The 18558-nt window shown below is 52.4% G+C and carries 21 protein-coding genes and 1 pseudogene; 11 read left to right on the top strand and 11 right to left on the bottom strand.

What is annotated here, in order from left to right; all coding sequences use genetic code 11:
• The first annotated feature begins 86 nt into the window (after positions 1-86).
• Positions 87-434, top strand: a complete 348-nt coding sequence (locus V0288_RS18445; protein WP_332866620.1) for a hypothetical protein — start codon at positions 87-89, stop codon at positions 432-434.
• A gap of 14 nt (positions 435-448) precedes the next feature.
• On the opposite strand, the gene V0288_RS18440 is transcribed toward V0288_RS18445, so the two are convergent.
• A complete protein-coding gene (locus V0288_RS18440; RefSeq protein WP_332866619.1) occupies positions 449-1060 on the bottom strand; it encodes a chorismate lyase in 612 nt (203 codons plus the stop codon).
• 116 nt (positions 1061-1176) lie between these two features.
• On the opposite strand from V0288_RS18440, the gene V0288_RS18435 reads away from it, so the two are divergent.
• On the top strand, positions 1177-1548 hold the full coding sequence (locus V0288_RS18435; protein ID WP_332866618.1) for a hypothetical protein: 372 nt from the start codon (positions 1177-1179) through the stop codon (positions 1546-1548).
• A 287-nt stretch (positions 1549-1835) separates the two neighbouring features.
• On the opposite strand, the gene V0288_RS18430 is transcribed toward V0288_RS18435, so the two are convergent.
• Positions 1836-2462 carry a hypothetical protein gene (locus V0288_RS18430; protein WP_332866617.1) on the bottom strand — a complete coding sequence of 209 codons (627 nt, stop codon included), beginning with the start codon at positions 2460-2462 and terminating at the stop codon, positions 1836-1838.
• A gap of 465 nt (positions 2463-2927) precedes the next feature.
• Positions 2928-3890 carry a quinolinate synthase NadA gene (nadA, locus tag V0288_RS18425; RefSeq protein ID WP_332866616.1) on the bottom strand — a complete coding sequence of 321 codons (963 nt, stop codon included), beginning with the start codon at positions 3888-3890 and terminating at the stop codon, positions 2928-2930.
• Positions 3891-4177: 287 nt separating this feature from the next.
• Here nadA and tatC point away from each other — a divergent pair, with 287 nt between their 5' ends.
• The 7 genes from tatC to V0288_RS18390 all read left to right on the top strand — a co-directional run bounded on the left by tatC (position 4178) and on the right by V0288_RS18390 (position 9465).
• Positions 4178-4942 carry a twin-arginine translocase subunit TatC gene (gene tatC / locus V0288_RS18420; protein WP_332866615.1) on the top strand — a complete coding sequence of 255 codons (765 nt, stop codon included), beginning with the start codon at positions 4178-4180 and terminating at the stop codon, positions 4940-4942.
• Positions 4943-5142: 200 nt separating this feature from the next.
• Positions 5143-5370, top strand: a complete 228-nt coding sequence (locus V0288_RS18415) for a DUF4327 family protein (protein ID WP_332866614.1) — start codon at positions 5143-5145, stop codon at positions 5368-5370.
• Between the two features lie 766 nt (positions 5371-6136).
• On the top strand, positions 6137-6571 hold the full coding sequence (locus V0288_RS18410) for an SRPBCC family protein (protein WP_332866613.1): 435 nt from the start codon (positions 6137-6139) through the stop codon (positions 6569-6571).
• A gap of 92 nt (positions 6572-6663) precedes the next feature.
• Entirely contained in the window at positions 6664-7332 is a 669-nt protein-coding gene (locus tag V0288_RS18405) for a glutathione S-transferase family protein (RefSeq protein WP_332866612.1), read from the top strand.
• Positions 7333-7494: 162 nt separating this feature from the next.
• The gene (locus tag V0288_RS18400) at positions 7495-7794 is read left to right on the top strand and encodes a hypothetical protein (protein ID WP_332866611.1); all 300 of its coding nucleotides are present in this window, start codon (positions 7495-7497) and stop codon (positions 7792-7794) included.
• Positions 7795-8066: 272 nt separating this feature from the next.
• The gene (crtE, locus tag V0288_RS18395; RefSeq protein WP_332866610.1) at positions 8067-8996 is read left to right on the top strand and encodes a geranylgeranyl diphosphate synthase CrtE; all 930 of its coding nucleotides are present in this window, start codon (positions 8067-8069) and stop codon (positions 8994-8996) included.
• Positions 8997-9012: 16 nt separating this feature from the next.
• Complete coding sequence (locus V0288_RS18390) at positions 9013-9465, top strand: divergent PAP2 family protein (RefSeq protein ID WP_332866609.1); 453 nt, start codon at positions 9013-9015, stop codon at positions 9463-9465.
• A gap of 260 nt (positions 9466-9725) precedes the next feature.
• Here the strand turns inward: V0288_RS18390 and rpsJ are convergent, their stop codons facing one another.
• The 7 genes from rpsJ to V0288_RS18355 form a co-directional block, all read right to left on the bottom strand.
• Positions 9726-10043, bottom strand: coding sequence for a 30S ribosomal protein S10 (gene rpsJ, locus V0288_RS18385; RefSeq protein WP_002800099.1), 318 nt, complete (start codon positions 10041-10043; stop codon positions 9726-9728).
• An 88-nt stretch (positions 10044-10131) separates the two neighbouring features.
• Positions 10132-11361 (bottom strand): elongation factor Tu, encoded by a 1230-nt coding sequence (tuf, locus tag V0288_RS18380; RefSeq protein WP_332866608.1) that lies wholly within the window; start codon positions 11359-11361, stop codon positions 10132-10134.
• A 114-nt stretch (positions 11362-11475) separates the two neighbouring features.
• A complete protein-coding gene (gene fusA / locus V0288_RS18375; protein ID WP_332866607.1) occupies positions 11476-13551 on the bottom strand; it encodes an elongation factor G in 2076 nt (691 codons plus the stop codon).
• A 127-nt stretch (positions 13552-13678) separates the two neighbouring features.
• Positions 13679-14149, bottom strand: a complete 471-nt coding sequence (gene rpsG / locus V0288_RS18370; RefSeq protein WP_332866606.1) for a 30S ribosomal protein S7 — start codon at positions 14147-14149, stop codon at positions 13679-13681.
• 123 nt (positions 14150-14272) lie between these two features.
• Complete coding sequence (gene rpsL, locus V0288_RS18365) at positions 14273-14659, bottom strand: 30S ribosomal protein S12 (RefSeq protein ID WP_332866605.1); 387 nt, start codon at positions 14657-14659, stop codon at positions 14273-14275.
• Positions 14660-14775: 116 nt separating this feature from the next.
• Positions 14776-15102 (bottom strand): HesB/IscA family protein, encoded by a 327-nt coding sequence (locus tag V0288_RS18360; RefSeq protein WP_332866604.1) that lies wholly within the window; start codon positions 15100-15102, stop codon positions 14776-14778.
• Positions 15103-15237: 135 nt separating this feature from the next.
• The gene (locus V0288_RS18355; RefSeq protein WP_332866603.1) at positions 15238-15495 is read right to left on the bottom strand and encodes a CRR7 family NDH-1 assembly protein; all 258 of its coding nucleotides are present in this window, start codon (positions 15493-15495) and stop codon (positions 15238-15240) included.
• A 70-nt stretch (positions 15496-15565) separates the two neighbouring features.
• On the opposite strand from V0288_RS18355, the gene V0288_RS18350 reads away from it, so the two are divergent.
• Both V0288_RS18350 and V0288_RS18345 read left to right on the top strand, forming a co-directional pair.
• Positions 15566-16987 (top strand): protein adenylyltransferase SelO, encoded by a 1422-nt coding sequence (locus V0288_RS18350; protein ID WP_332866602.1) that lies wholly within the window; start codon positions 15566-15568, stop codon positions 16985-16987.
• 2 nt (positions 16988-16989) lie between these two features.
• Positions 16990-17535 (top strand): annotated as a pseudogene (locus tag V0288_RS18345) (hypothetical protein); the annotation flags it as partial.
• Between the two features lie 9 nt (positions 17536-17544).
• Here V0288_RS18345 and V0288_RS18340 read toward each other — a convergent pair.
• A protein-coding gene (locus tag V0288_RS18340) for an IS630 family transposase (RefSeq protein WP_332866600.1) occupies positions 17545-18499 on the bottom strand; the annotation gives its coding sequence in 2 pieces (ribosomal slippage) (positions 17545-18160 and positions 18159-18499; 957 coding nt in all).
• Positions 18500-18558 lie beyond the last annotated feature (59 nt).

The following is an 18558-nucleotide window of genomic DNA, read 5'->3' as shown; positions in this document are numbered from 1 at the left end:
GAGTTCCCATAATCGAGGGTATTGTAAACATGGTCCCTGTAAAAAAATCTGTCGAAATCTTTTTCCTCTCCGACCGTACTCGACGAGTGGGCGGCGGAACGTTCGGCCTGACGCTCGTGTTGGCGATCTGTTTACTGTTTTCGGGCGCGCCGGTTCTCGCCTCGGCCGCGAACCGACAACCTCCCGCGCCGGTGGTCGCGGCCACCCGTCAGGCGGCCGGTCAACGAGCGGGAATTCCGGCGGAACGGTTACAGGTGCGATCGGCGACCCCGCGAACCTGGCCGGATGGTTGTCTGGGATTACCGCGACCCGACGAACTCTGTACCCAGGCACTGGTGGAGGGATGGGAGATCGTCCTCACCGACAATGGGAAAACGTGGACGTACCGAACCGATAATACGGGACGGAACACGCGATTAGATCCGAAAAAATAACCGGGAAATGTCTGCTATCCGGCGGTCATTTCGCCCAGATATTTACGCAAATAGGGCGAAAAAACCTCGTAAATTAGGGTTAGTGGTTCGCGGGCGTGCCAGAAAAGATAGTGACGACCCCAAAACGGACCCTTTTGGGCGAAAGCGATTTCTAACTCTCGCGAGTGACCGTAATAGATGCCCCGCACGTCGCGATACAACTCGGTATGCAGGCGCGATAAACTCTCCCAGATGGGGAGAGAGCGGTTCTGTAGGTACTCGTCCACCCGGCCCGCGTTCCACCAGGAGGCCGCGTAGGCGAGTCTCTGACCGGAGGCGGTTCTCAGCCACACCTGACGGCGTAATCGGGGTTCGGCGATCGCGCCGATTCTCTCCGGCGCGCCATCGTCCCCGTCGCCGACGAGGGACATATCGATCACGTCCACCTCGGTTTTCTCCCCGGTGAGAAGTTGCAGGTGACGGGTCGGGGAACCGTCCCCCAAGAGGAGAATCTGCCACGGGGGGGCGAGTTGACTATGGGGTAAACCTCGTTGGACGACTTCTTCCCCACCTTGCCAGAGCGGGGACAGGGAGTACCATTTTCGGTCTAGGCCCGGTAGGTCTTGGGAAGCGAGGATGGAAGTCAAGGTTTTTTGTTACAAAACTTTATAATTCTACGTCGATCATAACACGGGAGCGGGGAATCGATCGCCCCTCCGGGATGGTCTTGCTAGAATAGCGTCAGTCTCGCTAGGAAGTATTCATGTCTGTCGATCCCTCACGGTTGGAGATGGCGACGATCCCCGCGGATCTCGTCGGACGCGTCACGCGATTGGAAGAGCATCAGCGGTTAATCGCCCGTTCCCACCAGAATTTCCTGGATATTTTCGAGAAGATGGAACAACAGCAGGATCAGTTGATCCGCGCCCAGGAAATTCTCACCCAGAATCAATCGAATCTGGCCGTCGCGGTGAAACAGTTGGCGGACTCTCAATTACAGTTGACCCGTTTCGTGGAAAGATTAGAGGATCGCTTGAATACGGCTAACGCGGCGATCGACCGTCTCGATCGATTGATGGATTACGTTCTGCGCGAGAGTAGTCCGAAAACGAGCGATCGATCCCCGGAAGAGTGATCGATTCTTTCCCCCGAATCGTCGGAAATCTATCGATCGCGGGTCGATTCGATTCACGGGGGAAAATCGGTTCGAGGTCACGGGGAGAAAGGGCGAGACACGATCGCGTCGAGTATAGATAATCGGTGAAAAATTTCTCTATTGTTTTTTCGATCGGGCTGTTCCCCGTTATTTTAGGCTTTCTGGAAAATCGGGAAACAAAAGCGATCGGTATCTTGACGCGATAGCCGTTCGCTACTCGAAAGACTCGATCGGGAAATCTCTACCCGATCGAGCGACCTTGAACATTATCGGGAGCGAGTGGCGCAAGCTTTCAAGGCTTTCCACACCTCATTCGGTTGTTTTTCCATGAATCTCGCCTCTAATTCGGTCATTTGTTTTTCTTCGGGATACAGTTTCTTCACGTCATCTAAAATTCGCTCCGGGATATCCCCTTGAATCCGCGCGAAAAAACTCGGATTTTTCTCGCTCAACGCGATCGAATTGTTCGTTTCCATCCCGTTGAGGCAATCCTGTACGACGTGCCAACTCTCGTGCGCGAGGGTATCGATGTACGCTCGCGAATTGGCCAGAGCGCCCTGACAGAGAATCAGTTTTTTCGTTTCGTCATTATAACTGCCGTACAGGGTCGTTCCTTTTCGAGATTCACAGGATTCTTCCCGGACAGTCACCTTAATGTCGCCGAGAGCGGTTTTCAATCGATCGACTAATAAACGTTCGGAATCGGTGAAGTGGAGAGAACCGGGTTGACCGGGTTCGATCGATTCCCGACATTTCTCGAAAGAGATAAACCCGAGACTATTATTGTTGCACGAAACGAAAAATTGTGGCTCGATCGATATTCTTTGCCCTAGGGAGGGAAAGCCCACGACAATCGCGCTCGTAATTCCGAGAAATACGAACAAAATCTTCATTTTCATTAGAGTCGGTAGACGGTAATTTACCTGACGGCGAGAACTCGAAACCCCTCGACGATCGCTCTAGAACAACGCTTCGCGTCCGATTCGCCGGAGATGATTTTCGTGTCTTTCAGTTAACCATACCATCAACCGTACCGACTGTATTTTACATTACGAAAGCTTTTTGTAAAAATTTATGTATGTTTTTCTAGGGCGAAAAATCTCCCTGAAACGGATAGCGATCGAGGCTAACCGTCCATGACAATCCGGCAAAAAGAGAGCCATTCCCTATCGATCGGCCCTCCCGTTCTTCGCGGGATCGATTAATAGGAATTAGGAGCGATCGATCTCCGGGTTTTCCTTACCCCCGCGGTTCGTTCCACCCGCTCGCCGAAGCGAACGGGCGCGGGGATAAATTTTCCCGGAAACCCCCGATCGAAGGCGATCGATCGCCCGATACCTTTTCGGTATTATAAAACCTCACGCGGACATTTCTAGCATTCGCTGGATGGGACGGAGCGCCTTCTCGCGGATCGCTTCGGGAAGGGTGATCTCCGGGGTTTTATCGCGCATACACAGATAGAGTTTTTCTAGCGTGTTCAACCGCATATAGGGACACTCGTTACAGGCGCAATGATTCATCGCCGGCGCGGGAATAAACGTCTTATCGGGCGCTTCTTTTCGCATCTGGTGAATGATACCCGGTTCCGTCGCCACGATAAAAGTTTTCCCGGAACTTTGGCGCGCGTGTTTTAATAACGCGGTGGTAGAACCGATATAGTCCGCGTGACGCAGGACGGGGGGTTCGCATTCGGGATGGGCGATCACCGACGCGTCCGGACGCTCGACTTTCAAACGGACGATCGCGCGCTCGGAAAAGGTCTCGTGGACGATACAACTTCCCTGCCAGAGAACCAGATCCCGCCCCGTCTGTTCCATGACGTAACGCCCTAAATTTCGATCGGGAGCGAAGATAATCGGCCGGTTTTCGGGGATCTGGCGCACGATATCCACCGCGTTGGAACTGGTGCAGATAATATCGCTCATCGCCTTGATCTCGGCACTGCAATTGATATAGGAAACCACCAGATGATCGGGATATCTCGCTTTAAATTCGGCGAATTCTTCCGGACGGCAACTATCGGCGAGCGAGCATCCCGCGTCGAGATCGGGCAAAAGTACCAATTTATCGGGGTTGAGAATCTTGGCGGTTTCTCCCATGAAATGAACCCCCGCGAACACGATCACGTCGGCGCTCGTCCGCTCGGCCTGCCGCGATAACCCTAGAGAATCGCCGATATAGTCCGCGATGTCCTGTATATCCGGGTCTTGGTAGTAGTGGGCGAGAATGACGGCGTTTAATTTCTTTTTTAGGTCGTTAATCGCGGTAAATAGGTCGTCGGGTAGGCTCGATCGAACGGGCTTCTGGAGAGTGGTGAACACGTTGCCTCTTTATGGTTGATTTTACCAAAACAGTCGGTAATTGCCTATACTATAGCAAATTTTCCGAGAGGGGGATCTCGTCGATCGATGCGATAGGATGGGTAATAGCTTTTTTGCCCGGATCTCTCGCGTGGATAGGGAACGTCCGGGAGGAATCCAGAATAATTACCGTAAAAAAAACGATCGAATCGATCTTACTATCTACAAATTCTCGATTCTTGGCTTTATCGGTCAATTTTGCAAAAAAGCTCTTTATCCCTGTCTTGTCGAGCGCTACGGAACCAACCATGACATCCCCAGAAGTGCAAACTCCCCTAGAGCGAGAAACGATCGATCCCCTCGATGAACTTCCCGGCGAAGTCGAGATGTCGCTATTCGATCACCTCGAAGAATTGCGCCGCCGGATTTTTTACTCGCTCATCGCCGTCGCGGTGGGGTGCGCGGGATGTTTCGTCTTCGTCAAACCCCTCGTGCAGATCTTGGAAGTTCCCGCGAAAGGCGTGAAATTCCTGCAACTCGCGCCGGGGGAATTCTTTTTCGTCTCCCTGAAGGTAGCGGGCTATAGTGGGATACTGATCGCCAGTCCCGTCATCCTCCTACAGATTATCCTCTTCGTCCTGCCGGGGTTAACCCGTCGCGAGCGCCGTTTAATCGGCCCCGTGGTGTTGGGATCGAGCGTTTTATTCTTCGCGGGGTTGGTTTTCGCCTATATCGCCCTGATTCCCGCCGCTTTAAACTTTTTTATCACCTACGGCGAGGATGTGGTCGAGCAGGCTTGGTCGATCGATCGCTATTTCGAGTTCGTTTTACTCCTGCTCTTCAGTACGGGACTCGCCTTTCAGATTCCCGTCATTCAACTGGTGTTAAGTTTTCTGGGCATTCTCTCCTCGAAACAGATGTTATCGGGATGGCGCTACGTGGTGCTAGGCGCGGTGATTCTGGGCGCGGTTTTAACCCCCTCTACCGATCCTCTCACGCAATCCCTCCTCGCGGGCGCGGTGATGGGGCTATATTTCGGCGGTATCGGCGCGGTGAAATTAAGCGGACGATAATCGAGCTTGTCCGAAGCCAATCGGATATAAGCTCCTCTTTTCAAGGGGAAAAGCGTATCGCGAGAGTCCGGGCTTTCCGCCTGCCCCCTTTCACGGATTTCTCACCCGGAAAAGCCTATACTATAAAGTGCCGGATAAAGTACGGGATAAGACTTCCGGGAGCGATAAAAAATAGCGTATCGAGAACAGGGGATCGGAAAATGCAGGCAATCAACCGGGGTTATTCGATCGAGACGATTCGAGAGGAAACCCGCCATTTAGTCGAAAAAGGTCGCGTCAGTCGCCAGCAGAAGCTGTACACGCTCTGTCAGTATTTTTCGAGCGGCGAGTGGCGCTGTATCGAGGGAGAATTAGAAGAAAACGATTTTTTACCGAGAGATCGGGTAATCGATCTGATCGGTGGGGAATCCTGGGAAAGCGATCGCTAACTATCTCTCTCGTCCCCGGAAAATCGGTTCCGCGGTTGACGGCTCGCGAGAGATTTGAGAACGCGTATTCCCTAAAAATAGATCGCTCTTCAATAATCGCTCTCACCGATGCCGATTCTACCGAGGATCTAATTCCGGTAGAATCGGTTTCTACGGGGATCGAACCTCATAAATCCGGGTAAGCGGTCTCGAAAGCGATCGATAATCGATCGAAGATTTTCTAAAGCTTGTTTTCCGGACTCGCGGGCTAATTTAATCGCGATGTCGCGTTACGGACGGGTAAAACTTTCCGTGTTGAGAATTTCCGGCGAGACGATCGCTCGAACTTTCTCGCGCGGGTTAAGATGGGGTAAACGATCAACGATCATCCCCTTAACGAGTAAACCGGTTAGGCTACCCTAGCGAAAAATAAAAATTTTTATACAAAAATAATTTATCGGTTTCTATCAGAATTTCCAGCCAGAAATTAGGTAAGATTAAAGCCACGCAACCGACTAAACTTAGCCAGATCGATCGCCCTCCCTATTTCCGGTCTCCGTTTATTCTCATCGGCGACACGCGGTAGGATAGAAAATACGGCAACAGCGCTCGCGATTCTCGATCGACTTGAAAATCTTTTCTCATGGCTCGGGTTTCGCTCCTCAAACCAACCATGAACAAGTAAACGGTTCTACCGATCGATAAAAGTTTCGAGAGTTCCATCCGTCGATCGCTCGCCATTCTGGAGTAATATCGAAAAAATAGCCAGAAATCCGAGTGAAATACGATGACCAGAATTTTGATCAGTTCCACGATCGACGCGCCGATCGATGCGGTTTGGGGGAAAATCCGGGATTTTAACGCGCTTCCCGCCTGGCATCCGGCGATCGCCGATAGTTATATCGAAAACGGGGAACCGAGCGATCGAGTCGGTTGTATTCGCAACTTTAACCTAAAAAGCGGCGGAAATATCCGAGAAAAGTTACTAGCATTAAGCGATGTCGATTATTCCTGCACCTACTCCATTTTAGAAGCTCCCATGCCCGTAAAAAACTACGTGGCCACCTTAAACCTGAAACCGATTACCGACGGCGATCGCACCTACGCGCTATGGACGGCGAACTTCGACTGCGACCCCTCACAAGAACCGAGTTTGATACAGTTAATCGGTGAGGGAGTTTTTCAAGCGGGTTTTGACTCCCTCAAAAAAATCTTCGCTTAAGGCGGGAAATCCTCGATCGCCCACCGATTCCCGGCTTCTAACCCCGCTGACTCGCCAGAATATCGGGATATTTCCCTACCGCGACACGATCCATGCGATTACTTCAATTCAGCACCTCCCATTACTGCCGCAAAGCCCGTTTAGCCCTGGGATACAAGGGAATCGAGTATCGAGTCGAGAACCTAACCCCCGGACTACACGCGCTCAAACTCAAACCGCTCACCGGTGGGTTAACCACCCTTCCGGTGCTATTGCCCGAAGAGTCGGGACAGCCGGAAGTCGTGGCGGATTCAACCCGAATTTTACGATATTTGGAAAAATACGCCCCCGATCGATCCTTCGTTCCCGAAGCGGAAAGCGATCGCCGACAAGCTTGGTTACTCGAAGATTGGCTCGATGAAAGTATCGGGGTGGCGACGCGCTTCGTCTACTACGATTATCGCGCCGGGGAGGGAAAATCGATCGATCCCTCCCTATCGAGTCAACTGGTGATCAACGTCGTCCGCCGACAGTATAAAATCACCCCCGCGACGGTGAAACTCGCGAGCGAGCGACTGGAAAACGCGCTCTTTATCCTCTCTATCTGGAAAGAGCGACCCTACCTCGTCGGAAACTCCCTCAGCGTCGCCGATATCGCCGCTTCAGGCTTACTGAGTCCCCTAGCCTTACTCCCCCGCTACCGTCAGAACTATCCCTGGTTATTCGATAAAATCGAGGAGATCCACCGGCAATGTCGCGAACCTTTACCACCGGGATTTTAAGGAGGCAGGAGGCGGGAGGCAGACTATAGGGTGGTTTAGCGAAGCGTAACGCATCGAGAAACCAGAAACAGGAACGATAACGTTATAAAGTTGTCAAATGTCGATCGATCGTTCCCTATCTTTACATAAATCGATTTTTAAGCGATCGCGAGGATTTAAAATATGAAAGCGGATAAAATAATCATTCTCGCCACGATCGGCCTTTTCTCCTCGGGAAAACCGATTCTGGCACAATTACCGCCTCCCGAGGAGATCCCGGAAGAGGTAGCGCGGACGGAAATCATCACCGAGGCCCGATCTCCTCTCGACAATCGCCCCCTTACCGCGGCGGAATACGCGCTATTACGGGAAGAAATCGCCACCAGTCCCTATCCTCCCGAAATTAACCCGAAAATTCGTCAATTAATCGCCTTGAGGCGGCTACAGAAGTTAATCCAGATTATCATTCCCTTTTATCGTTGATTCCCCCTGCCGAAAAAGTGAGAGTTTACAGCCGAATTTAACTTAAAAAATACAATTTCAAGAATATTTCCGACAAAAAAGAGTTTTATACCTTGAAAAGCTCTTTACTTCTCCTTCCTCCTCCTGGCTCCTGAATCCTGACTCCTGAATCCTGTCCCGACCAGAGATTTTTGATTTTAACAGGAGGTCGATTCCCTCTCCCGAGCGCGATGTCGATTCGGGGTCTCGTTTCCTGTATAGTTGTAAAGACAGTCGGTTCGAGACAGATAGACATGGTTACTACCGGGGAACAAGCACGAAAGATCGGGCAAGCCGAAACCTTCTCTTTAGCTTCCTACCTACAGGAACGCGCGGCGATCGTCGAGGAGGCGCTGGATCGATCGCTCCCGATCGGCGATCCGGCGAAAATTTACGAGGCTATGCGATATTCCCTGCTCGCGGGAGGGAAACGCCTCCGGCCGATCTTATGTCTCGCGTCCTGCGAGTTAAGCGGGGGATCGATCGAGATGGCCCTACCCACGGCCTGCGCGCTGGAAATGATCCACACCATGTCCCTGATCCACGACGATCTCCCCGCGATGGACAACGACGATTACCGTCGGGGAAAATTAACCAATCACAAAGTTTTCGGCGAAGATATCGCTATTTTGGCCGGGGACGGTCTGTTAGCTTACGCGTTCGAGTACGTGGCCACGCGTACCCGCGGTGTTCCCCCCTTACAAATTATTGACGTACTCGCCCGTCTCGGTCGCACGGTCGGGGCGGCCGGTTTGGTCGGCGGACAGGTACTAGACCTCGAATCGGAAGGAAAACCCGATATTTCCGCCGAAACCCTCAGCTTTATTCACACGCTCAAAACGGGGGCGCTGTTAGAAACTTCCGTCGTTTCCGGGGCGATCCTGGCCGGCGCGAGTCCGGAAGATATCGATCGACTCACCCGGTACGCGAAAAATATCGGACTGGCCTTCCAGATCGTCGATGATGTCCTCGATATCACCGCCACCACCGAAGAATTGGGCAAAACCGCCGGAAAAGACCTCCAGGCACAAAAAGCCACCTATCCGAGTCTTTGGGGTATCGAGGGATCGATGTCGCGAGCGCGGGAACTCGTGGAGGAAGCGATCGAGCGCTTGAGCGTCTACGGCCCGGCCGCGGAACCCCTGAGAGCGATCGCCCGTTATATCGTCAGCCGTAAAAACTAATCACTACAGCGAGATCATGCAGGACTTCGGGCAGGTCTTCCACAATCAAATACTGCTAGTCTCTCTTTTAGCCTGTGGTATCGCGCAAGGATTAAAAGCGATCATCGAACTGTTCCGCGACGGGAAGATCAGTTTACGCTATCTCGTTTCTTCCGGGGGAATGCCGAGCGCCCATTCCGCCCTCGTCGGGGCGTTAGCGACCGGCGTGGGGCTAGAAACGGGTTGGTCTAGCCCCGAATTCGCCATCGCCAGCCTATTCGCGGTGATCGTCATGTACGACGCGGCCGGGGTCCGTCAGGCCGCGGGAAAACAAGCCCGCATCCTCAACCAGCTCCTCGACGAGATGTTTCAAGAAGGTAAGGAATTCAACGAGGAACGCTTAAAGGAACTGATCGGCCACACCCCCTTTCAAGTCGTGGTCGGTTTGAGTTTAGGAATCTGTATCGCCGTGTTAGCCTTATCTCGATAAGAAAAAAAAGTGAAAATTCTTCACCCGCTATCCTGGAGAGCCGAAAAAAGCCCTTACCTTCGATCGGTATAAAAACTGATATAGCACTACGTTAGATGATTAGGACATCGCGAGCCCGCCCTTGAGGGAACCGTAAACGGAAAGGAGATTCCAGGGTTGTCGAAACAAATGTACGCCCTAACCGTGAGGCGTATTGCTATAGCTATCCATAAAAAATGTTGTAAAAAAAAGATGTTATTACTAACATCTCTTTTTCAGATTTAGAGTTTCACTTCAATGTCCACCCCCGCGGGAAGATCGAGTTTCATCAAAGCGTCGATCGTTTTCGAGGAAGGTTGATAGATGTCGATAATGCGGCGATGGGTACGGGTTTCAAAATGTTCGCGAGAGTCCTTGTCAACGTGAGGAGAGCGCAGGACACAATAAATTTTCCGTTTCGTCGGTAGGGGAATCGGGCCGATCGCCGTGGCATTAGTTCTATTGGCAGTATCGACGATCTTTTCACAGGACGTATCGAGTAAGCGTCGATCGAAAGCTTTCAAACGAATCCGAATTTTCTGTTGCTGTAAGGTGGCCATAATTTTACCGGTCGAATTGTCAAGGTACGGGATAAAGACGAGAAACGGAGCGGCTTTCGCTCACCGCCCCGTTAATCAGTAGGTCGGCCTACTTGAGAATTTTAGAAACGACACCGGAACCGATGGTACGACCACCCTCGCGGATAGCGAAACGCATACCTTGTTCGATAGCGATCGGGTTGATCAGTTCCACGGTCATTTTGATCCGATCTCCCGGCATGACCATTTCTACGGCGCTACCGTCGTCGGCGGTGTAGTCGGTGATCGTTCCCGTCACGTCGGTCGTCCGAACGTAGAACTGGGGACGGTAGTTTTTAAAGAACGGCGTGTGACGGCCACCTTCCGCTTGAGTGAGAACGTACACTTCCCCCTCGAACTTGGTGTGGGGTTTGATCGTGCCGGGTTTGGCGATAACCATGCCGCGCTCGATGTCGTCTTTCTGGATACCGCGGAGAAGCATCCCGGCGTTGTCTCCCGCCAAACCTTCTTCGAGGCTCTTCTTGAACATCTCGATCCCGGTAACGGTGGTACTGCGGGTATCTTTGATGCCGACGATCTCCACGTTGTCACCGACTTTGACTCTCCCGCGCTCGATCCGACCCGTGGCGACGGTTCCCCGACCCGTGATCGAGAACACGTCTTCAACCGCCATCAGGAAGGGTTTATCCACGTCGCGCTCGGGATCGGGGATGTAGCTATCCACCGCGTCCATGAGTTGGTAGATCGCGTCTACCCATTCGTTTTCCCCTCTTTGGGCTTTGGGATTTTTGGTCATGTAGTCGAGCGCTTCTTTCGCGGAACCGGCGATGATGGGGATGTCATCTCCGGGGAAGTCGTAATTGCTGAGAAGTTCGCGCACTTCCAGTTCCACGAGTTCGAGTAATTCCTCGTCGTCCACCATATCTTTTTTGTTGAGGAACACGACCAGGTTAGGAACCCCGACCTGACGGGCGAGAAGGATGTGCTCGCGGGTTTGGGGCATGGGGCCGTCCGCGGCGGAAACCACGAGGATACCGCCGTCCATCTGAGCGGCACCGGTGATCATGTTTTTCACGTAGTCCGCGTGTCCGGGACAGTCAACGTGGGCGTAGTGACGGCCTTCGGTCTCGTATTCAACGTGAGCCGTGTTGATGGTGATCCCGCGGGCTTTTTCTTCGGGAGCCGCGTCGATCTCGTCGTATTTCTTCGCCTGGGCTTTCCCGAGAGCGGCGAGGGTCATGGTGATCGCGGCGGTCAGGGTGGTTTTGCCGTGGTCAACGTGACCGATCGTGCCGATGTTTACGTGGGGTTTCGTCCGTTCAAATTTAGCGCGTGCCATTGATCTACTGTTCCTTTGTTTTCTTATCTTCTGGTTTTCGGGGAGAGAGAGGACAATCGCGAGGATTCTCCCGACTCCCGATCGGGCGGGGAGACCCCGCCCCTACCGATCGCGTTAGCCGTTCCCTTTGCTCTTGGCGATAATCGTCTCGGCGACGTTGCGGGGGACTTCCTCGTAATGGCTGAACTCCATCGTGAAGATCCCGCGGCCTTGGGTTTTCGAGCGGATGTCGGTCGCGTAACCGAACATTTCCGCCAGGGGAACTTTGGCGGCCACTTTGGCGATTCCTCCCTCGGTTTCTTGACCTTCGATCTGCCCCCGACGGGAGTTGAGATCGCCGATCACGTTCCCGATGAAGTCTTCGGGGACTTCCACCTCGACTTTCATCATCGGTTCTAGCAGAACGGGGGAAGCTTTCATCACCGCTTCTTTAATCGCCATCGAACCGGCGATCTTGAAGGCCATCTCCGAGGAGTCCACATCGTGGAACGAGCCATCGACGAGGGTGACTTTCAGGTCGATCACGGGATATCCCGCCACGATCCCCGATTCGCAAGCTTCTTTCATCCCCTGTTCGGACGGACCGATGTATTCTTTGGGAATCGAGCCACCGACGATTTTCGAGACGAATTCAAAGCCCTTACCGGGTTCGGAGGGTTCGAGTTCGATCACGACGTGACCGTACTGGCCTTTCCCACCGCTCTGACGGATGAATTTCCCTTCCGCGCGGACGGGTTTGCGGATCGTTTCCCGGTAGGCGACCTGCGGCGCGCCGACGGTGGCTTCTACCTTGTACTCCCGCAACATCCGATCGACCAGAATTTCTAGGTGCAGTTCACCCATCCCGGCGATCACGGTTTGGTTCGTTTCGGGATCGACTTTCACCCGGAAGGTGGGATCTTCATCGGACAGAGCTTGTAGGGCTTTGCCGAGTTTCTCGATGTCCTGTTTGGTCTTCGGTTCGACCGCCACGGAGATCACCGGTTCGGGGATGAAGAGGGATTCGAGGATAATCGGGTTGTTCTCATCGCAGAGGGTATCCCCGGTGATGGTGTTTTTCAGACCGATCGCCGCGCCCAGATCCCCGGCGCGCAGTTCGTCCACCTCGATCCGTTCGTTGGATTTGAGAACGATCAAACGGGAGATCCGTTCTTTGATTCCTTTGGTGGAGTTGTAGGCGTAGCTTCCTTTGGATAGCACGCCGGAATACACCCGCAGGAAGGTCAGGCGACCGAAGGGATCGGCCATGATCTTGAACGCGAGGGCCGAGAAGGGCGCGTCATCCTTGGCGGGCCGGGTCGCTTCCGTACCGTCGGGGAGAAGCCCTTTGACGGCGGCGATATCCAGGGGCGAGGGGAGGTAGTCCACTACCGCGTCTAACAGCAGTTGTACCCCTTTGTTTTTGAACGCCGAACCGCAGAGCGTCGGCACGATCGTCCCGGCGACCGTTCCCGCTCGTAGACCGCGTTTGATCTCGTCTTCGGTCAGTTCTTCGCCTTCTAGGTATTTTTCTAGGAGTTCTTCATCGGATTCCGCCACGGCTTCCACCAACTGCACGCGGAATTTATCGGCGATTTCCACTAGATCCGCGGGGATCTCGGTTTCTTCTATGTCTTTTCCTAGATCGTCCTTATAAATATAGGCACGCATTTTGACGAGATCGACAATGCCGCTTAGTTCGCTTTCCGCCCCGATGGGGATCTGGATCGGAACGGCGTTCGCTCTCAGGCGATCTCGCAATTGCTCGTACACTTTATAGAAGTTCGCGCCAGTTCTGTCCATCTTGTTGATGAAAGCGATCCGGGGAACTTTGTAACGATCGGCCTGCCGCCAAACCGTTTCCGATTGCGGTTGCACACCACCGACGGAACAGAAGACCGCCACCACACCGTCGAGTACCCGCATGGAACGTTCTACTTCGATGGTGAAGTCCACGTGTCCGGGGGTGTCGATGATGTTGATGCGATGGTCTTGCCAACTGGTGCTGATCGCGGCGGCGGTAATGGTGATACCGCGTTCGCGTTCCTGTTCCATCCAGTCGGTGATCGCCGTTCCGTCGTGGACCTCACCCAGTTTGTGGGCGACTCCGGTGTAGAACAGGATTCGTTCCGTCGTCGTTGTTTTGCCCGCATCTATGTGAGCCGCGATCCCGATGTTCCGCACTCTCTCTAGCGGGATAGTCCGTGCCACAGCAACCTCCTTGCCTATTTGCCAGTGATGGGATTTTATCTGGAATTTTTTACACTATTTACAATTCTATACTTTTCTTGACAGAATTTTTAGCGGTAGGGGTACGGTCTACCGCCCGCGGGATTCGTTAATACCGATAGTGCGCGAAGGCCTTGTTCGCCTCGGCCATCCGGTGCGTTTCCTCCCGTTTTTTGATCGTTCCCCCGGTTTCGTTGGCGGCATCCATGATCTCGTTGGCGAGTTTTCCGGCCATGGTTTTTCCGCCTCTAGAGCGAGCGTACTGGACTAGCCAGCGCAGGGCGAGGGTACTGCCGCGGTTCGATCTCACTTCCATCGGCACTTGATAGGTGGCACCACCGACCCGACGGGCTTTGACTTCCACGAGGGGGGTAGCGTTTTTGACCGCTTTTTCAAATACTTCCAAGGGTTCTTGACCGGTACGTTCCCCGACGGTTTTCAGGGCATCGTAGACGATCCCCGCGGCGAGGGATTTCTTGCCCGATCGCATGATCCGCCGGATCGTCATGCTAACGAGACAGCTATTGTACACGGGATCGGGTGGGATCGGACGTTTTTTAACGTTTTTGCGACGAGACATAGAAATATTCCTTGCTGTGGTCTAGTATTTCTTTCCTGGGGAGCTAAACACTCGTTACCGTCGATCGAGAAAATTTCGGGAAGAGCCGGATTTCTCGACACGATCGAGGGGTTTCGAGGCTGATTATTTAGCGGCGGCGGGTTTAGGACGTTTCGCTCCGTATTTGGAACGGGCTTGCTGGCGGTTTTTCACGCCAGTCGCGTCGAGGGTTCCCCGGATGATGTGGTATCTAACCCCGGGTAGATCTTTTACCCGTCCTCCACGGATGAGAACGACGGAGTGTTCTTGCAGGTTGTGACCGATACCGGGAATGTAAGCCGTTACCTCGAACCCGGAGGTCAGACGAACCCGGGCTACTTTTCGCAGGGCGGAGTTGGGTTTTTTCGGGGTGGTCGTGTATACTCTAGTGCAAACACCCCGACGCTGGGGGCATTGTTTGAGGGCGGGCGATTTGGTTTTTCTTTTCGCTTTCGATCGTTCGTCGCGTATTAACTGCTGGATGGTGGGCATGATCGGGATGTATTGAGGATTACTCTGAACTCCTATTACCGAGGTCAAATCGTTGACAAAAGGCTATCTTAGCAACTTACAAGTCGCCATGTCAAGGAAAATTTTCGCGCCCGAACTCACCCGACGCTAAAGGATAGGCCGCAACTACAGGGATTTACCGCGTCGGGGTTGCTGAAACGGAAGCCGCCCCCCATGAGATCTTCGGCGTAGTCTAGTTTTAAATCCCGTACTCTCGGTTCGTCGCAAGAGTCCACGAGGACGCGAATTCCCTGACTCTCGTGGGTTCGATCGCTTTCCCAGCTCGTATCGGTTAATTCTAAAGTATAGTAAAGTCCCGAACAGCCTCCGGAGCGGATGCCGAGACGTAAATAACTCCCGTCGCGGCGATGACTGTTCTGCCAGCGTCGGATCTCTCTAGCGGCCGGAGGGGTTAATTCGATCATGTTTTTTCGGGGAGCGGGAGTTCGATGCGCGGTAGACTCTCCGAGTTATTTTACGATCGATCTCGCGCTCTTAGCCGGGTCGATCGCGCTTCGGGTCTGGAATCGGCGAGCGATCGAGGCCTTATCGCCCTACCGTTATTTTTCCAATCGAACGACGTACCATTGTAGGTATTCCCCCTCGCCCACGTCCAACTCGCAGTAGTTATCTCTCAGGTGGACGGCTTTTTCCTCGGGGCTGGAAAATCGCTCTAATTCCCGCACCCGGATATCGGGACGGCTTTCGAGGAGGGCTTTTAACTTATCGCGTAACTCGTCGGGGGTGTGAAATTGTTCGTCGCGATCGGTTTCGAGGACGACAAAATAATCGCCTTGATACATTATGGAATCGGGCATCGGTGTTTGATAGGGTAAGGGATACCTTAAACTACTGTATCGTTCCGGACGCGCGACGCTCGAATTTACTATGACCGAACCACTGACGAATCCCTTTCCTTTCCTCGAATACGAGGGCGCGATGCAAGGATTGGGCGAGGATTTTTACGATGAGGTAGCGGCGGCGGAATTTCCCCGTCACATTCTCCGCTTTCGCAACGATGCCCTATTACCCCTACTGGGAATCGAGCCAGAAAAAACACTAGACGGGCATTTTGTTGAATCTTTCGGAAAATTTGAAGCGGTGACACCGTTTTTAGCCCTGCGTTATCACGGCTATCAATTCGGGGAGTATAACCCGTTTCTCGGGGACGGACGCGGCTTTCTCTACGGACAGGTTCGGGGTGTTGACGGACAATTATACGATTTCGGGACGAAGGGATCGGGACGGACTCCCTATTCGCGTCACGCGGACGGGAGATTAACCCTCAAAGGAGGGGTGAGGGAAGTATTAGCGGCCGAGGCTTTACACGGGTTGGGGGTGACAACCTCGCGTTGCTTGTGTTTGGTGGAGACGGGAGAATCTCTGTGGCGCGGGGATGAACCCTCGCCGACGCGTTCTTCTGTCATGGTGCGCGCGAGTCGTTCTCATATTCGTTTCGGAACCTTCGAGCGTTTATTTCATATTAAACGCCCGGATTTAATTCGGAAATTATTAGATCACGTTATCGAGATTTACTATCCCGAAGTTGTCAACGATGATAACCGCTATATCAATTTCTATCGCGCTCTCGTGGAACGAGTGGCGAAATTAGCGGCGCAGTGGATGACGGCGGGTTTCTGTCACGGGGTTCTCAATACCGATAATATGTCGATCACGGGGGAAAGTTTCGATTACGGACCCTACGCGTTTATCCCGAATTATAATCCGGGCTTTACGGCGGCCTATTTCGACCACGGGGGGCGGTATAGTTTCGGAAATCAGCCGTTTATCTGTCGGTTGAATTTGGAATTATTGCAATCGCCTTTATCGATGGTCGTTTCGCTGTTGGATCTCGATTCGGCATTGGGAAAGTTCGACGAACATTACCGTTTTTATCACGATCGCCTGTTATTACGGAAGCTAGGATTCGAGAATATATCGGCTCCCGAGGCGACCGATCTGGTAACAAAAACGATCGAGATTTTGCAGGATACTCGCGTCGGTTATCACGAATTTTTCGCCACGTTAGCGGAGCAGTTCGATCACGGTTGGCGGATGGATAGTTCGGTAATTTTAGAGAATATCGATCTTCCGAAAGGGGATTGGTTGTCTTGGAAGGAATTATACTTTCGGGTGTTGAATCAATTGCCGATCGAGGAGATGGATAGCGTGGGCGATCGCTTACGGCATTCTAACCCGAGAACGGCGCTTCTACGCCCGGCGATCGAGTCGGTGTGGGAAGCGATCGACTCCGAGGATAATTGGCAACCGTTCCAAGAGTTGGTGAGGAAATTACAAGCGAGAGAGTGAGTATGACGCGACAACCGCACGATCGATTCGCCAAGAATTACCTAGAAGAACTACTTTCTCCGCTCGGAACGGTGGAGATTAGTAAAGAGGTCGCGGACGCTACCCGACAGATCGATATTTTCTTTTCTCCTAACCCGAATCTCGGGGAAATATCGGATGAGTTAGGAATTTTGGGGAGGATCGCGAGTAGTAGCGCGTTGCTCGAACCGTATCGAAATCCACCAACGAGAAGCGAGACTCGTGACTGTATCCTGAAACTGTTCACGGTTTTCGCGGGAACCCGGCGCCAAGCGAGACGGGAAAATACCACTTGGAACGAGGAGGATTTGCCCCGTCTCTGGATTTTAGCGCCCTCGACGACGGTTGCCCTTTTGGAGAGTTTCGGCGCTAGATTAGAGGTGGAGCGGTGGTGCGAGGGAATCTATTTTTTTCCCGTGGCTTATCGGACGGCGATCGTCGCGATCGATCGCTTACCCGTCCTCCCCGAAACCCTGTGGTTACGGCTGTTAGGACGCGGGGCGACTCAAATTCAAGCGGTGCGGGAGTTACAGCCTTTTTCATTTAGATGAGGTACAATAACAACAGTGAGCGAACCAATTACGAAGGTCTTTCTCCGAGACTTGCTTAAAAGCTTTTTCTAAAGCCTCGTCTAGCTCTCGATAAGTTCTTGGCTTTAATTTTCTCAAGATAGATTTGATTTTTGACCAAAAATTTTCAATCGGGGCGAAGTCGGGAGAGTAAGGAGGTAAATAAATTAGTTTCGCTCCTTTTTCTTCCACCGCTTGGTTAACCTCTTCGCTAAAATGGATTTTACAGTTATCGATAGTTATTACCGCACCTTTCCAAAGCTTAGGAAGTACTTGTCGAAGCATAAACGCTTCAAAAACAATCCCGGTTACCGCCCCTAAAAAATTTGCCGTAGCGAGAACTTTATTTTTCGTGATCGCGGTAATCGTTGAAACATTTCTTCCTTTTTTTAGAGGTCGAGTCCCGTGCGCTCTCGTTCCTTTTAGCGAGCGGGCATGGGTTCGGGTCATCGATAGATTGGAACCCGCTTCGTCTAGCGAGATCAGCTTTTCCTCGTCCACGTCTCGAATTTTATCCCAGTATTCTTGTCTTAGTTTTTGGACTCTTTCCGTCTCTTTTTCGGGAGGGTGTAGAGTTTTTTTTTCGGGTCATTCTCAACCGTTCGGCCATTCTTCCCACCGTCGCGACACTTAGCACTATACCGGTTCTCTCCCGAAACAGTTCCGATAGTTCGGCTAGAGTTGCGTCCTTATTTTCTTCGATTAACTCTCCGAGCGAGAGTATCTGTCCTTGAGTGAGCTTTAAATGGCGACCACATCTGTGAGTCCTCGGACGGATATCTCCCGTTTCCCGAGATTGTTTTAAAAGCTTTTGTACGAAGCTTAAAGCCACTCGGAATCTTTTCGCTAATTGCCGTTGGGAGATGGGTTCGTTATAATAACAGTCTAGAATTTTCTGACGGAACTCTACTGGATAAAATTTCATTAGTCACTCAATTTAGCTATCCGCAGTATTATACCTCATCTTTACGAGAAAGGCTGTAT

Origin of the sequence: Pannus brasiliensis CCIBt3594 (genome assembly GCF_036688125.1) — a bacterium.
GTDB classification, from domain to species: Bacteria; Cyanobacteriota; Cyanobacteriia; order Cyanobacteriales; family Microcystaceae; genus Pannus; species Pannus brasiliensis.
Note: the sequence above shows the minus strand (reverse complement) of the source record. Positions and strands in the feature narration are given on the sequence as shown.

What these genes read in the sequence shown, in the direction of transcription:
- V0288_RS18435 (WP_332866618.1), top strand. Translation starts at nt 1,177, where the DNA reads ATGTCTGTCGATCCCTCACGGTTGGAGATGGCGACGATCCCCGCGGAT.
- V0288_RS18430 (WP_332866617.1), bottom strand. Translation starts at nt 2,462, where the DNA reads ATGAAGATTTTGTTCGTATTTCTCGGAATTACGAGCGCGATTGTCGTG.
- tatC (WP_332866615.1), top strand. Translation starts at nt 4,178, where the DNA reads ATGACATCCCCAGAAGTGCAAACTCCCCTAGAGCGAGAAACGATCGAT.
- V0288_RS18415 (WP_332866614.1), top strand. Translation starts at nt 5,143, where the DNA reads ATGCAGGCAATCAACCGGGGTTATTCGATCGAGACGATTCGAGAGGAA.
- V0288_RS18410 (WP_332866613.1), top strand. Translation starts at nt 6,137, where the DNA reads ATGACCAGAATTTTGATCAGTTCCACGATCGACGCGCCGATCGATGCG.
- V0288_RS18405 (WP_332866612.1), top strand. Translation starts at nt 6,664, where the DNA reads ATGCGATTACTTCAATTCAGCACCTCCCATTACTGCCGCAAAGCCCGT.
- V0288_RS18400 (WP_332866611.1), top strand. Translation starts at nt 7,495, where the DNA reads ATGAAAGCGGATAAAATAATCATTCTCGCCACGATCGGCCTTTTCTCC.
- crtE (WP_332866610.1), top strand. Translation starts at nt 8,067, where the DNA reads ATGGTTACTACCGGGGAACAAGCACGAAAGATCGGGCAAGCCGAAACC.
- V0288_RS18390 (WP_332866609.1), top strand. Translation starts at nt 9,013, where the DNA reads ATGCAGGACTTCGGGCAGGTCTTCCACAATCAAATACTGCTAGTCTCT.
- rpsJ (WP_002800099.1), bottom strand. Translation starts at nt 10,043, where the DNA reads ATGGCCACCTTACAGCAACAGAAAATTCGGATTCGTTTGAAAGCTTTC.
- tuf (WP_332866608.1), bottom strand. Translation starts at nt 11,361, where the DNA reads ATGGCACGCGCTAAATTTGAACGGACGAAACCCCACGTAAACATCGGC.
- rpsG (WP_332866606.1), bottom strand. Translation starts at nt 14,149, where the DNA reads ATGTCTCGTCGCAAAAACGTTAAAAAACGTCCGATCCCACCCGATCCC.
- rpsL (WP_332866605.1), bottom strand. Translation starts at nt 14,659, where the DNA reads ATGCCCACCATCCAGCAGTTAATACGCGACGAACGATCGAAAGCGAAA.
- V0288_RS18360 (WP_332866604.1), bottom strand. Translation starts at nt 15,102, where the DNA reads ATGATCGAATTAACCCCTCCGGCCGCTAGAGAGATCCGACGCTGGCAG.
- V0288_RS18355 (WP_332866603.1), bottom strand. Translation starts at nt 15,495, where the DNA reads ATGCCCGATTCCATAATGTATCAAGGCGATTATTTTGTCGTCCTCGAA.
- V0288_RS18350 (WP_332866602.1), top strand. Translation starts at nt 15,566, where the DNA reads ATGACCGAACCACTGACGAATCCCTTTCCTTTCCTCGAATACGAGGGC.